Below are 13,979 nucleotides of genomic sequence, written 5' to 3' on the forward strand. Positions count from 1 at the left end.
ACATAGATTTCATTCCACCCGCTCAAATTAGTATGCAGAATTCGTAAGCGGGACAACCAGCCGGCCGTAAGAGCCCCTCGCCCCTTCGTCAGCCGTTTGAAGCCTGAAATCTATCGGCATGCAAAACCTTGCAACTCCGCGCGGGCCCCGTTTCCGCACCGTCCGCCACGCAGGGAATATCGCAAACCAAGTTTTAACCATTGCCGTCAATTATAATATGGCGCGGCTTGTATAGCGTCCGCGCGTTTCAGTCGGAGACACTCGCATTTTCCGAAAGATTTTACTTTTCCTGATCGTCACCTTGTCTACAATATTCGCGGCCATGCTGATCGCAGTGATTGCAGCAGAGACAAATTGGATCGCGAGTTGGGACAGCAAAATAACGCTCGCCCCTGGCACAGCTTATAAGCTCTAACTGCGATCGCGACATTGCCGTCTCGCGAGGGTCGAATGCAGATGCTCGACTCAATCCTCACCCTGATTGTCATTTTTATCCCGTCTACGCGTTCTTCAAATGGGTTCATCATGACGCGCCGAATGCGGGTACATCCTCAAAACCGCACCAGGCCAGCCGCGGCCTAAAACGCCACTAATTTTCGCGCTGCCGCTCTCCTGTCGATAATGAAAAATTTCCCCGCGCCTGCATTTAAGATTCCCAGAGCTCCGGTCAACCCGGGCATGGTGCAGGACTGCCGTCATTGCCGGATGATCCAAGTTGGGTGACAATCTTACGGCGTCCCGACCTCGCCGAACGAAGTGAACGACATGAGCGGAAGGTAGCTTGCTCTTAGGGACGCCACCTGCATGGTGCCGCTATCGGACATCCGTTCTCTCTCTCTCTCTCTCTCTCTCTCTCTCTCTCTCACCCCGTTCATTAGCGCGTTTATCAGAAGAAGCGGCAGCCAGTCTCCATCCATTGACCTCATGGAACCTCATTGCCGACCAATCGTTTTGTTCTCGCGAGGGGGCCACGTCGCCATGTTTTCTCGGGGCCCAGGAAAACAAGGAGAAAAATCATGGTGAGCGGCCAACTGAAAGCATTGCTGGGTGTACTTGCGGTAGCAGGCTATCAGAACAGGGAGAAAATCGCGGATTTTCTGCGGGGGTTGAACACGCAGCAGACCTCCGGAGCTAACCGGGATGAAGAAGCGTCCTCCAACCAGACAAGCGGTGGCGACCTGCCCGGCAAGCTCGGTGGCGGCAGGGAGTCGGGAGGCATCGGATCTATTTTTGACGGGCTCACCTCAGGAGGAACTTTAAGCGGTGGTCTGAGCGACCTTCTCAAGACGTTCCAACAAAACGGCTTCGGGCAGAAGGCGGAGTCCTGGATCAAGCCGGGGGCAAATGACGCCATCAACGCCGACGAACTCTCGGAGGCGATCGGGCCGGAGGTTCTCGATGAATTGGCCGCGAAGACACGTCTGTCGCGGGAAGAGATATTGGCGCGTCTTAGCAAGGATCTACCGCAAGCTGTCGATGAACTGACGCCAGATGGGACCATTCCATCCGAGCAGCAGGTTTCGAAGCTCTGATATATATCTTTGCCGGATAGCGCTGACACGCTGTGGGGTGCTTGATCTGTGAGAAAATGCTCGCCGCGAGAGGTCGGCATATAAAATGTCGCAGACGTTTTTTACTCTCTGGAGCAACAGGAAAATGGAGGCGGCAGGCCTCATTTCCGCTGATCAGGAAACACCGGTCCCAAAACGCGCAGGTTCTCATCGCGACCGTAGACCCTTCGCGGTTTACTCTTTCCTGCAACCACTCGCCTTAATTCAACTTAGGGAGACCTGATGGAGTCACATAGTCAACCGATATACATAGGGGTCAGAACAAGAGCAGTCCGAAATCGTACGCTAAGGGCGAACGGAAAGAGAACTTATGCGACCCGCCGTAGCCCGGCTGGCAGACGCAGCGATCGAAATCCGTTCGGCATCTGATGTTCGGCATCCCATGTGTAGATGCCGGTAAGGTTGATATGTTCCCAACTGAGCGGCGATATGTGTTTCAATAGAGTATCAGGAATGTCTCGCCCCGCTCGTTTCAGCTGTGTGACCGCGCGATCAAGATAAACCGTATTCCAGTGCACGATCGCACTGACGACGAGATTGAGCCCCGAGGCGCGGAAAGCTTGGCTTTCGAACGACCGGTCACGGATCTCGCCTCGCTCGTGGAAGAACACAGCGCGTTTCAGCTTATGGGCGGCCTCTCCCCTGTTGAGACCGGCTTGGCATCTCCGCCGCAATGCCGGACTTGAGTACCATTCGATCATGAAGAGCGACCTTTCGATACGGCCGAGTTCGCGGAGCGCCCTCGCGAGATGGCTTTGCTTCGGAGATGCGGACAGCTTCTTCAGGATCGTAGACGGTACCACAGACCGCGTCGTGATCGACGCCGCGAGATGGAGCAGGTCGTCCCAATGATCGAGGATCAGGGCGGTGTTGATCGGCGCCCCGATATGGTTCGACAGGGTTGGATATGCATCGCTCCTCTCGAACGTGTGGAACTTCCGGTCTTTGAGATTGCGCAGTCGCGGTGAGAACCGCTTTCCGATCAAGGCGAACAGCCCGAAGATATGATCACTGGCACCGCCCGTGTCGGTAAAGTGTTCCTGAATGTCGAGCACCGTGTCCTGGTCGAAGAGCCCATCGAGCACATAGGCCGCCTCGCTTTCGGTCGGACTGATGGGCAAAATGCCGAAGTAGCCGTACTGATCTGATAGATGGCTATAGAATTTCGTCCCGGGTTCGCTGCCGTAGTGCAAATTGATGTCGCCGCGCTTTGCGGCTCGGTCACTCGCACGAAAAAATTGGCCATCTGACGATGACGTTGTGCCATTGCCCCAAAGGCGGGAATGCGGATGCTGGGTGTGGACATCGGTGATGCACGCTTGCGCCGCGCGGTAGGTCTCCGATCGAGCATGGAATGTACGCATCCACCCAATCTGGTGAGCGCTGATCCCTTTGGACGCGCCTGCCATCCGCTTCGGGCCGAGATTTGTCGCATCGGCCAGTACACCAGCGAGCATGGCAGAAACATTTTTTGGGACGTCGCCGGTGCGAACATGCGTGAAGTGATCCGCAAAGCCGGTCCATTCATGCACTTCTCTTAAGAGGTCAGGAACCTCGACCAATGGATACATATCGCTGACCTTGGCATTCAATTCCTCGGCTGCCGCCGGGACGTCGCCGACGGTTGGTGTGACGATCAACGTTCCAGCCTCAAGACGAACTCCTTCGAGACTTCCGGATCGTGCTCTATACGCCAGGCGCTGCAGGTTGAACTCGAGCATCTGGCACGCTTCAGCAAGCCACTGCGCGCCGTCGCCTTGGACCCCCAAACCGAGACGATCTTCTTCCTTCATCGTGATGAATGTCGACCGCGGCATCAGATGCTCGTCAATCGGCCGGAAAGATCGGCTGCCAGCGACCCAGATCTCCGCAGATCTAAGCCGGTCTCGCAAAGCCGCTAGCGTGGCGATCTCGTAGAGACGGCGATCAGGTTTCCCTTGTTCGAAGATAAGCCGTCGATCAGTTTGGCTGAGATGGGTGAGCGGCACGCGATCAGGGAGTGTCCGCCGCTTCTCGGCATAAAGCCGTTTCAGCAGCGCAATTGCCGCCAGAAGCGGGTCGTGGCGATGCGCCGAGCGAAACGTGAAGGCCTGAAGAAATGCACCAATGTATTTGTGGACGGTCGCGTATTGTTCGGCTGCCACGGTCAACGGCGGTGCCTCGTTGTCGTCGACCATCGACTCAAGCTCAGGCTTCATCCGAAGCAACCGGTCCCAACCGACTTTTTGGTCGAGAACATCCAATGCATTCCGACCATGGTCGTTGGCGGACTGCAGTGCGGTGATCGTATCCAGAAACATGCGCAGCGCTTTGGCGGTATTCGCCCTGCAGTCCATCTGTCGCTGCTTCTTTCGATTGTTGGCTTGCGAGAACAATTTACCCATCAGCTTGATGAACATCGTCACCGCATCGTCCGTGAGCTTCTGGCAAAGCTTGATGACTTGGGCCACGATCAGAGCGTGGCGACGGCTGGCGTTGAAGTCGTTGGCAAGCCAGGCCGGCGTTGCGTTGCCCTCCCGGATCATCTGGTCCCACCGTCCGGATGACACGCGCGCCTGCAGTTCCGGATCGATCTCCAGCCGCCGCAGAAAGGCTATCCGCTCGGTCAGCCCGACGAGGTTCGACGCGGCCGGCGCTTCTGGTGCCGAACGCAGCCAATGAAAGCGGGTCTGGCCGATCGACGGGTCAACCTCTAACAGCCTATCCAGTGATTGAAGCCTATCGAGTGGGATGTCTTCAATCAGGGTTCTTTCTGCTCGCCGCCGGGCTATGGCACGGCCGGCAAGGCCGATGCGTTCGATCGTGTCGATCGCCGGCAGAAGAGCGCCGCGTTCGCGAAACGCGGCGACAGTCGAACTGGCTATCGCAGCACCGTCGTCGGACATGGTCGCCGCTTGAATTGCCGCCAATAGCGCGGCGCGGCGATCTTGCAGCGTCGCGCTTCTCGTATCCAGATACACCATTAGCCGCGCCATATGATCCCGACGGGTTTCTTCGCGGCGTGCATAGAGGGCAAATTCGTCTGGAGCGGCGCCGATCTGATCAGCAACATACTTCAGCATGGCGCGAGGCGGAGTTTCTTCTGCTCCAAGCACTCGACCCGGGTATCGCATTAGACATAGCTGGATGGCGAAGCCGAGCCGATTGTGATTACGTCTCCGCAGTTCAATCTCCAGGCGATCCGCCAATGACAACGAATAGTGTCGGATTAGGTTATCCTCGTCGACTGGTATGTCGACAAGTTTTCGGCGATCTTGATCTTTGAGAAGTTTGCGCTTTGCCATCGCCCGACTCCATTAACGACCAACCTGTGTGAAGCGTTGTCGAGTCGGACCGGACAGAAAAATCAAAACTGGCGCATGTCGACGGCAATCCACAGAGATCCGGATGCTGCACATCCGATCTACAACATCGTTCCGGTTTCGTTCGGCCCTAGCGTACGATTTCGGACTGCTCTTGTTCTGACCCCAGCCTGTCGTCGGCGGCATTCTTTGTGCGGCGATCGTCGCTCTGATCTATCCGCTTTCCGGCGTCAGGATTTCATTCGACCTGGAGGTGAAGGACTTCCTGCTTCTGCTTTTTTTCGCCGGGATCGGGCTGAAGGCCGACATCGTCACACTGCTCAAAGGCGGGCGCCCGCTGTTCGTTCTTCTCGCCCTTGCGATCGTTTTCATCTTCATCCAGAATTTCGCCGCGATCGGCATGGCCGTTCTTTTCGGCATGGAGGCGAAAGCGGGGCTGATGGCCGGGTCCATCTCGCTGACCGGCGGCGTGGGGACGACGCTCGCCTGGGCGCCGACATTCGTGGAGAGGCTCGGCATCGCAAACGCCCTGGAGCTTGGCGTCGCCGCGAACACCGTCGGCCTCGTCTCCGCATGTGTGATCGGCGGGCCGATGGCGGCGTTTCTCATGCGCAAGCACCGCATTGCGCCGGCCGGGGAAGGGCATCTCGACGTCGGCGTCGCCTATGACCGTCAACCAGCGTCCAAACTGGACTATTTCGCGGTGCTCTGGGCCATTCTCATCCTCAATGTCACGGTCATGCTGGGCATGGGCATCAACGAGGTGCTGAACAGAGGCAGTCTTACCCTGCCAGCCTTCGTGAGCTGCATTCTGGCGGGGATCGCAATGCGAAACCTGCTGCCCGGCGCCATCGGCGCGGGCATCCGCCGCATCTGGCCGAGCCTCGACGACGGTTTTTCCCTGCTTTCCGATCTTTCGCTCGGGCTGTTCCTCACCATGGCGCTCATGGGGCTGCAACTGTGGGACCTCAAGGGTATGCTCGGCTTCATCGCCTGCACGCTCGCCGTCCAGATCGCCCTGGCTGTCGTCTACGCGCTCTTCGTCGTTTTCAGGGCTATGGGGCGCGATTACGAGGCGGTCGTCATGTCCGCCGGCTTTGGCGGCATCGCGTTGGGTTCGACTGCCACGGCGATGGCAAACATGGCCGCCGTGGCCCAACGCCACGGTCCTGCTCACAGGGCTTTCATCATCGTGCCGCTGGTCTGCGGCTTTTTCATCGATATCGCCAACGCGCTGATTATCTCAATGTTCGTTGCGTGAATTCAGGGGCGATCTCACAAGGCGACCGTTGCACCCGGCCGGGCCTGCCGTTTTGGCAGCGCATCGACGCCGACCATTTCGGGCGGGTAGCGGCAGCCTCCTCAAAGTCTCGTGCACCCGTAAAGGAACATGCGGACGCAGGAGGCGGCCCATGCCTCCAGTTCCACGGCTCCCATGGGCGGCCTCAACCCCAGCAGCATCTGCCTTTGCGGACCGATGATCATGCCCCTGAGCAGATCGGCGGCCAGCGCCGGCTCGGGGCAGGCGATCTTTCCGGCGGCGGCAAGCCGCCTTATGTGCGCTTCGAGCGTATCGGACACCTTAAGGGCCATTTCCCGATAGCTGGCCCCGACTTCCGGGAATTGATCCATTTCGGCCATGACCAGCCGGGCTGTCCTGGCCGCTTCCTCGCTAAGAAACAGCCGCGCATAACCCAGAACGATCTGCGCGAGCTGCTCCTCCACGCCCGATTGCGCCGTCCCGGCCGTATCCGGCGAGCCGAGGCTCGCCTCGATCCGCCTTTCGGCCGCCATGCGAAACAGCGCCGCCTTGTTTTCGACCAGCCTGTAAAGCGTGCGCGTGGAAATGCCCACCCTGCGCGCCACCGCCTCCACGCTCGTCTGGGCGTATCCGGACGTCAGGAATTCGGTGATCGCCGCTTCGACGATCACGCCGGCCGTCTCCTCGGCGCTGCGAGCCGGCGGCCGACCCCGCCCACGGCGTTTCGCCTTGTTGTCGTCCACGATCTTGACTCCCGTCAGTTTTTGCGTCATCTGCTCTATTCGGAAATTTTCTATTTTCCAAATTATCGCAAGCAGGATTCGAGTCAAGATCGGGAACCGGAGCATGTCCGCACGCAAGGCCGTAGCAGTCGCCGCCATTGTGGCGGCAGGGGTGGGAGCTTATGTCGCCTGGTCGGTGGAGCGGCCGCGCACGCTGCTCGTGCAGGGGGAGGTGGAGGCGACGCGGATCGACCTGGCGACCAAGGTCGCGGGGCGGGTTTCCTCCGCGCCGGTCAGTTTCGGCGATCGCGTGACGGCCGGGCAACTGCTTGTCGAACTCGACAGCCCGCAGTTGAAGGCCGGTCTCGACACGGCCGAAGCCAGCCTCGCCGTCGCCCGCTCCAACCGCGAGCTGACCTTCTCGACGCGTCCCGAAACCATCGCCGCGCGCAGGGCGGAGCTTTCCAAGGCCGAGGCGGATGTCGTTCTGGCCCAACGCACCTACGACCGCCTGTCCGGCCTGCTCGACCGGTCGGTCACGTCGCAGCAGGCGGTCGACCAGGCCTCCAATAGCCTGGACGCGGCGTTGCGCGCACGCGAGGCGGCGGAAGCGAACCTGCATCTGGCGGAAAACGGCAACAGCGTGGAGCAGAAGGCGGTCGCGGAGGCGCAGGTCAGGCAGGCGGAGGCGTCCGTCGCCCAGACCACGGCCGATATCGCCGAACTGACGATCCGTTCCCCCATCGACGGACAGGTGACGGCGCGTATGGCCGAGCCGGGCAAGCTCTTCAGCGCCGGTGCGCCGGTGATATCCATTGTCGACGTCGACCGGGCCTGGTTCACCTTCAATGTGCGCGAAGACCTGCTCGACGGGCTTGAGATCGGGCGGACCCTTCAGGTCCGCGTTCCCGCCCTCGGGAACCGGCTGGTGGAGGCGAAGATCACCGCGATCAACGCGCTTGGAAGCTTCGCCAACTGGCGGGCGACGAAAGCGACCGGCGATTTCGACCTGCGGACCTTCGAACTGCGCGCCGAACCGGTGGCGGCGGAACGGAACCTGCGTCCGGGCATGAGCGCGCTGGTCGAATGGAGCGCATCCCACCGGCTGGAGCGGTGACCGTGTCCGCCGCTCATCTCCCGCCCGGCTTCCGGCGCATATTCCGCCGCGAGCTGCGCCAGATCGCCGAACGGCCGGCGCTGTTCTTCATGCTCGGGCCGTTTCCGCTTCTGCTGTTTCTCATCCTCGCGGCTATATTCCATGCCGGGCTGCCGACGGCCCTGCCGGTGGCGGTGATCGACGAGGACGGCACCGGCATGTCGAGGCAGATCGTGCGGATGATCGACGCGACCCCCGAAGTCGAGGTTGCGGGACGCCTGGTCAACCTGACCGAAGGCAGAGAGGCCGTTCTTGACGGCAGGATCTATGCAGCCGTCCTGATCCCCTCCGGTCTGGAGCGGGATCTGCTCCTGGGCCGCCGCCCGGAAGTCGTGGTTTTCTACAACAACCAGTTGATGACGCCCGGAGGCATCGCCGCACGCGCCATAAACGGGGCGCTGAATACCTTCTCCGCCGGTCTGGCCGTGGAAATGCGCATCGCCAGGGGCGCCACGCGGGAAGCCGCCATCGAGGCCGCCGCTCCGGTGCCGCTCCGGCAGAGCCCGCTTTTCAATCCCACCCTCGACTACGTGCAATTCCTGCTCGCGGCGATCATGCCGACGGTGCTGCAAATCTTCATATGCGCCGGCGCCGTCCTCTCCTTTTCCCGCGACCGGCATACGAAGGCCGGAATTGCCCGGGTCCTGCGACTGGGAAAAACGCCGCTGCGGGCGACGGCGGGCAAGCTTTTGCCCTACACCTTCACCTACGGCCTGACGCTGATTGCCGCCGACGCCATCATCTTCGGCTTCTTCGGCGCGCCTTTTCATGGCAGCATGCTGCTGCATGTCGTCTCGGGCTTCGCCTTCATCCTTGCCAGCCAGCTGCTCGGCGTCCTTCTGGCCCTGTCGCTGGCCGACACGGTCGCGGCGCTCGGCCTATGCGGTCTTTTGACCGGTCCGGCTTTCGGCTTCGCCGGCGTCAGTTTTCCCCGCATCGTCATGAACGGATTTTCCGTGGCATGGGGGGCGATCCTGCCGCTCACGCCCTATCTGCAACTGCGGACCGACCAGGCTCTCAGGGGGACGCCGGTGGAGATATCGCTGCCCACCCTCGGCTGGCTGCTGGCGCTGCTGGCGGTCTATGGCCTTTTGACGCTTCTCCAGTTCCGCAGAACGGCCCGGCCCGCCGTGCGGGTGAAAGCGGAACCGCCGGTGGGAGAGACGCCATGAGATCCTTGTTCGCAGGTATTCTCGCCGCATTGCGCCAAGTCGCCGCCGATCCAGGCGCCAAGTCCACGATGATCGCCGCCATCGTCATCTATTGCGTCCTCTATCCTCAGCCTTATCTCGGAGAAGTGGTGCGCGAGGTGCCCGTCGTCGCCGTCGATCAGGACGGGTCGACCGCCAGCCGGGAATTGCTGCGCCGTGTTGCCAGCAGCGATTCCGCCGAAATTGTATCGATCGTGGCCGACCTGCCGGCCGCCAAGCAACTGTTTTATGCCCGTCAGGCTTACGGGATCGTCGTGGTGCCGCCGCGTTTCGAGGAAGACCTGCTATCTGATCGGCGCTCTGCCATCGCAGGCTACGGCGATGCAAGCTACTTTCTGCTCTACAATGCCGCGATGGGCGCCATGGGCGATGCCGCGCGCAGTCTGGGGGCCGATATCCAGTTCCAGCGCCTGAACGCAGCCGGGCTTCCGGGTGAAGAAGCGGCCGCGCTTGTCGCCCCGATGACCATTGCCAGCACACCGCTGTTCAATCCGCAGGGCGGATATGCGAGTTTCGTCGTCCCCGCCGCCTTCGTTCTGATCCTGCAACAGACCCTGCTGATGGGCATCGGCATTCTACATTCGGGCCGGCAGCCGTCGCGCGCTCCGGCCGCGGTTGCGGCGGCGCTGGCCTATATCCTTCTCTATTGTTTCTGGATCGCGGTGACGCTCGTCTTCCTGCCCTATGTCCTTGGTATTCCGCGCATCGGCGGTATCGTTACGCTCTACCTCGTGGCCGTCCCCTTCCTTTTCGCCGTCACCGCCATGGGCTTCGCCATCGCCTGGTCGATCCCGTGGAAGGAGGGCGTCGTCTTCTTCCTCGTCGTGCTGGGCATGCCACTGTTCTTCCTGTCCGGCGTTTCCTGGCCTGTAGAACAGATTCCCTCCGTCTTGCGCGAGCTTTCCCTGCTGATCCCGTCGACCACGGCGATCACCGCTATCGTCCGCGTCAACCAGATGGGTGCGAATTTCCGCTCGGTCGCGAACGATGTCGCGGTCCAGATCGTTCTGGCCATCGGATATGCGCTGCTGGCCGTAACAATCCGATGGGCGCGCAGATAATTCAAGTATCATTTGATATTTGAATTTCGAGTGATATTTATAACGTCGTACCCTGAAACGGCGCTGCGGCGCGCGGAAACGGAAAGGACGATCATGAACGACAAGACCACCTCCCTGCCGAACGGGCAGAAGCCGGGGATAAAGATCGAAGCCAATGTGGGCGAAGCCTTCTGGCGGAAAGGCCCGCAGGACACGCTGCCGCCGCCCGACACGATGGGTCCCTACATGCGCAACCGCCCGCTGCCGGTCACGCCGGTCGAAGGGCGCAAGGCCTGGATCGTCGGCAGCGGCGTCGCCGGGCTCGCGGCGGCCTTCTACATGCTGCGCGACGGCCGCATGAAGGGCGAGGACATCACCATCCTCGACACGATGAATATCGAGGGCGGCTCGCTGGACGGCGCGGGCAACGCCGAGGACGGCTATATCATTCGCGGCGGCCGCGAGATGAACTGGAACTACGACAATTTCTGGGACGTCTTCCAGGACGTGCCGGCATTGGAACTGCCCGAGCCCTACAGCGTGCTCGACGAATACCGGCTGGTGAACGACAACGACCCGAACTGGTCGAAAGCGCGCCTGATGCACAAACAGGGCGAGATCCGCGACTTCTCGACCCTCGGGCTCAGCAGGGCGCATCAGTGGGAGATCGTCAAGCTGCTCCTGAAGCGCAAGGAGGACCTCGACGACATCACCATCGAGGACTATTTCAGCGAAAGCTTCCTGCAGACCAATTTCTGGTATCTGTGGCGGTCGATGTTCGCCTTCGAGAACTGGCAGAGCCTGCTCGAGGTGAAGCTCTACATGCACCGTTTCCTCGACGCCATCGACGGCCTGACGGACATGTCGGCGCTGGTCTTCCCGAAATACAACCAGTATGACAGTTTCGTCGTGCCGCTCATCCGCCTTTTGAAGGAAAAGGACGTGAAGGTGCAGTTCGACACCCGCGCCTACGATCTCGACATGACCGAAGCGGAGGGCAAGCGGACGGTGACCGCCATCCGCTGCAAGGTCGATGGCCGGGACGAGGTGATCGATCTCGGCCCCGATGACGTGGTCTTCGCGCTGACCGGCTCGATGACCGAGGGCACCGCTTATGGCGACATGGACACCGCGCCCGTGCTTGAACGCGGCAAGGCGGAGCCGGGCGAGGACAGCGACTGGACGCTGTGGAAGAACCTGGCGAGGAAATCGCCGGTCTTCGGCAAGCCTGAAAAATTCTACGGCAATGTCGACGGCTCGATGTGGGAATCGGCGACGCTCACCTGCAAACCGTCGCCGCTCGTCGACAAGCTCAAGGAGCTTTCGGTCAACGATCCCTATTCGGGCAAAACGGTCACCGGCGGCATCATCACCTTCACCGATTCCAACTGGGTGCTGAGCGTCACCTGCAACCGCCAGCCGCATTTTCCGGACCAGCCGGGTGACGTGCTGGTGCTGTGGGTCTATGCGCTTTTGATGGACAAGGACGGCAATTACGTCAAGAAACCGATGCCTGCCTGCAACGGGCGCGAGGTTCTGACGGAGCTCTGCTATCACCTCGGCATCGTCGGGCAGATCGACGAGATCGCGGCCAACACCAAGGTGCGGCTGGCGCTGATGCCCTATATCACAGCGCAGTTCATGCCGCGCGCGGCGGGAGACAGGCCGCATGTCGTGCCGGAAGGCTGCACCAACCTGGCTTTGCTCGGCCAGTTCGTCGAAACCTCGAACGACATCATCTTCACGATGGAAAGTTCGGTCCGCACCGCGCGCATAGGCGTCTATACCCTGCTAGGTCTGCCCAAGCAGGTGGCCGACATCAGCCCGACGCAATACGACATCCGCAATATCCTGAAAGGAGCGCGGGCGCTCAACAGCAACGAACCCTTCCCCGGCGAGCGGCTCTTGCACCGGCTGCTCGACAAGACCTATTACGCCCATATCCTGCCGCCGTTGCCGGAGAAGGAGGAGACGACGCTGGAGCATGCCGAAAGCGAGTTGTCCAATCTTCTCGGCAAGGGCGGGCAGGCCGTGGCGACGGTGTTCGGCTGGCTTGAGCGGTTCCGCGAGACGGTGCGCGGAAAACGCGACTGAACGGCAACGGCACGCCGTCCCCGCAGGGGCGGCGTGCCGCAATCAGAAAAAGGCAAGGGTGCCATCATGCGCTTGACACGCAAGGAAGCTCAGGAACAGACACGCCGGCGCCTGATCGCCGCCGCGAACGCCTCGATCGCCTCGGAAGGGCTGGCCGCCGCCTCGATCCGGCATATCTGCGAGGCCGCGGGCCATACCCAGGGCGCATTCTATTCCAACTTCAGCACGAAGGAGGATCTGCTTCTGGAAATCATGCAGATGCATGTCCAGAGCGAGGTGGCCTTTCTGCGCGACATTCTTGCCGGGACCGACCGGGGCGATCTCGATGCCGCGATGACGCGGCTGGCGGCGAGGCTGGCCGAACTGGCGGCCGAGCCGCAATGGTCGCTTCTTTCGATCGAGTTGCAGCTTCATGCGCAGCGCGATGCCGCCTTCGCCAGCCGCTACAACGAATACAAGGCCGCCTGCCACGGCGAATTCACCCTGCTTTTGGAGGATCTGATCCGCCTTCACCGGTTGAAACCGGCGATGGAGCCGCGGCAGATCGCCATCGGGCTCTACGCATTGTGGGCGGGGCTGATCGTGCAGGGCAGCGTGCCGGATTCCCTGCCGCGCGACCGCATCCTGCTCGCCTTCTTCCGCGCCATCACCGGCTGCCCGGCCTGACGGGCGGCTGCCGCCGATATCCGCGCGCCGTCTGCCGGCCGCATCATCCGCAGGAGAAACGTCCATGACCATAGCCACTGTCACCGTGCTCGGAACCGGTATCCTCGGGGCGCAGATCGCGCTTCAGGCCGCCTGGCACGGATTTTCCGTCATCGCCTACGACATCGATGAGGCCGCGCTGGCAAAGGGGAGGGGGCTGGTTGACGCCTTCGCCCTGCGCTTGCTGGAAGATATTCCTGGCGCGGACGGGGCCTCGGCCGAGGCCGCGAAGGCGCGCATCGCCTGGACGGACGATCTTGAGGCCGCCGCCGGGGCCGCCGATCTGGTGATCGAAGCGATTCCCGAGAAGCTGGAGCTGAAGCGGCAGGTCTACGCCCGTCTCGGAGCCGCCGCTCCGCCGCGCACGATCTTCGTCACCAATTCCTCGACGCTCCTGCCCAGCGCCATGGCGGGATCGACCGGCCGCCCCGAGCGCTTCCTCGCGCTGCATTTCGCCAACGAGATATGGAAGCACAACGTGGCCGAGGTCATGGGCCATGCCGGGACCGATCCCGCCGTCTACGAACAGGTGGTCGCCTTCGCCCGCGCCATCGGCATGGTTCCGATCGAGATCCGCAAGGAGAAAGCGGGCTATGTGCTGAACTCGCTGCTGGTGCCGTTTCTGTCCGCCGCTTCCGGGCTTCTGGTCGACGGCATCGCCGATCCGCAGGCCATCGACAGGACATGGAAGATCGCCACCGGCGCGCCGAAAGGGCCGTTCGAGATCTACGACATCGTCGGTCTCGGTACCGCCTGGTATATCTCCTCGAACGGCGATCCGAAAGCGCAGGCCTTCGCCCGCTATCTGAAGGAAAACTATATCGACAAGGGAAAGATGGGCGTCGCCTCTGGAGAGGGGTTCTACGTCTACGGGAAATAACCTGCCGGAACGGGATGCCGGAGCAAGGCCCCCCCGC

General features: G+C 61.4%; 10 protein-coding genes. 8 read left to right on the forward strand and 2 right to left on the reverse strand.

Annotated elements, in window-relative coordinates; translation table 11 throughout:
- The first annotated feature begins 1,016 nt into the window (after nucleotides 1–1,016).
- On the forward strand, nucleotides 1,017–1,532 hold the full coding sequence (locus tag EGT36_RS00360; protein ID WP_125269928.1) for a YidB family protein: 516 nt from the start codon (nucleotides 1,017–1,019) through the stop codon (nucleotides 1,530–1,532).
- A gap of 347 nt (nucleotides 1,533–1,879) precedes the next feature.
- Here EGT36_RS00360 and EGT36_RS00365 read toward each other — a convergent pair whose 3' ends face one another.
- On the reverse strand, nucleotides 1,880–4,855 hold the full coding sequence (locus tag EGT36_RS00365; protein ID WP_125269929.1) for a Tn3 family transposase: 2,976 nt from the start codon (nucleotides 4,853–4,855) through the stop codon (nucleotides 1,880–1,882).
- A gap of 229 nt (nucleotides 4,856–5,084) precedes the next feature.
- Between EGT36_RS00365 and gltS the strand changes: the two genes are divergently transcribed.
- Nucleotides 5,085–6,134 (forward strand): sodium/glutamate symporter, encoded by a 1,050-nt coding sequence (gltS, locus tag EGT36_RS00370; protein ID WP_279874964.1) that lies wholly within the window; start codon nucleotides 5,085–5,087, stop codon nucleotides 6,132–6,134.
- 101 nt (nucleotides 6,135–6,235) lie between these two features.
- Here gltS and EGT36_RS00375 read toward each other — a convergent pair whose 3' ends face one another.
- A complete protein-coding gene (locus EGT36_RS00375; protein ID WP_286083359.1) occupies nucleotides 6,236–6,907 on the reverse strand; it encodes a TetR/AcrR family transcriptional regulator in 672 nt (223 codons plus the stop codon).
- A 73-nt stretch (nucleotides 6,908–6,980) separates the two neighbouring features.
- On the opposite strand from EGT36_RS00375, the gene EGT36_RS00380 reads away from it, so the two are divergent.
- The 6 genes from EGT36_RS00380 (at nucleotide 6,981) to EGT36_RS00405 (ending at nucleotide 13,942) form a co-directional block, all read left to right on the forward strand.
- The gene (locus tag EGT36_RS00380; RefSeq protein ID WP_125269930.1) at nucleotides 6,981–7,973 is read left to right on the forward strand and encodes an HlyD family secretion protein; all 993 of its coding nucleotides are present in this window, start codon (nucleotides 6,981–6,983) and stop codon (nucleotides 7,971–7,973) included.
- Between the two features lie 2 nt (nucleotides 7,974–7,975).
- Nucleotides 7,976–9,184 (forward strand): ABC transporter permease, encoded by a 1,209-nt coding sequence (locus tag EGT36_RS00385; RefSeq protein WP_082179096.1) that lies wholly within the window; start codon nucleotides 7,976–7,978, stop codon nucleotides 9,182–9,184.
- Entirely contained in the window at nucleotides 9,181–10,284 is a 1,104-nt protein-coding gene (locus tag EGT36_RS00390; RefSeq protein ID WP_011983009.1) for an ABC transporter permease, read from the forward strand. The genes EGT36_RS00385 and EGT36_RS00390 overlap by 4 nt, the downstream gene beginning before the upstream one ends.
- Nucleotides 10,285–10,377: 93 nt before the next feature.
- A complete protein-coding gene (locus EGT36_RS00395) occupies nucleotides 10,378–12,357 on the forward strand; it encodes an oleate hydratase (protein WP_125269931.1) in 1,980 nt (659 codons plus the stop codon).
- 66 nt (nucleotides 12,358–12,423) lie between these two features.
- A complete protein-coding gene (locus EGT36_RS00400; protein WP_035228312.1) occupies nucleotides 12,424–13,023 on the forward strand; it encodes a TetR/AcrR family transcriptional regulator in 600 nt (199 codons plus the stop codon).
- Nucleotides 13,024–13,087: 64 nt separating this feature from the next.
- Nucleotides 13,088–13,942 carry a 3-hydroxyacyl-CoA dehydrogenase gene (locus tag EGT36_RS00405; protein WP_011983006.1) on the forward strand — a complete coding sequence of 285 codons (855 nt, stop codon included), beginning with the start codon at nucleotides 13,088–13,090 and terminating at the stop codon, nucleotides 13,940–13,942.
- The last annotated feature ends 37 nt before the right edge of the window (nucleotides 13,943–13,979 follow it).

The sequence above is a fragment of the Agrobacterium sp. FDAARGOS_525 genome (genome assembly GCF_003938925.1).
GTDB classification, from domain to species: domain Bacteria; phylum Pseudomonadota; class Alphaproteobacteria; order Rhizobiales; family Rhizobiaceae; genus Agrobacterium; species Agrobacterium pusense.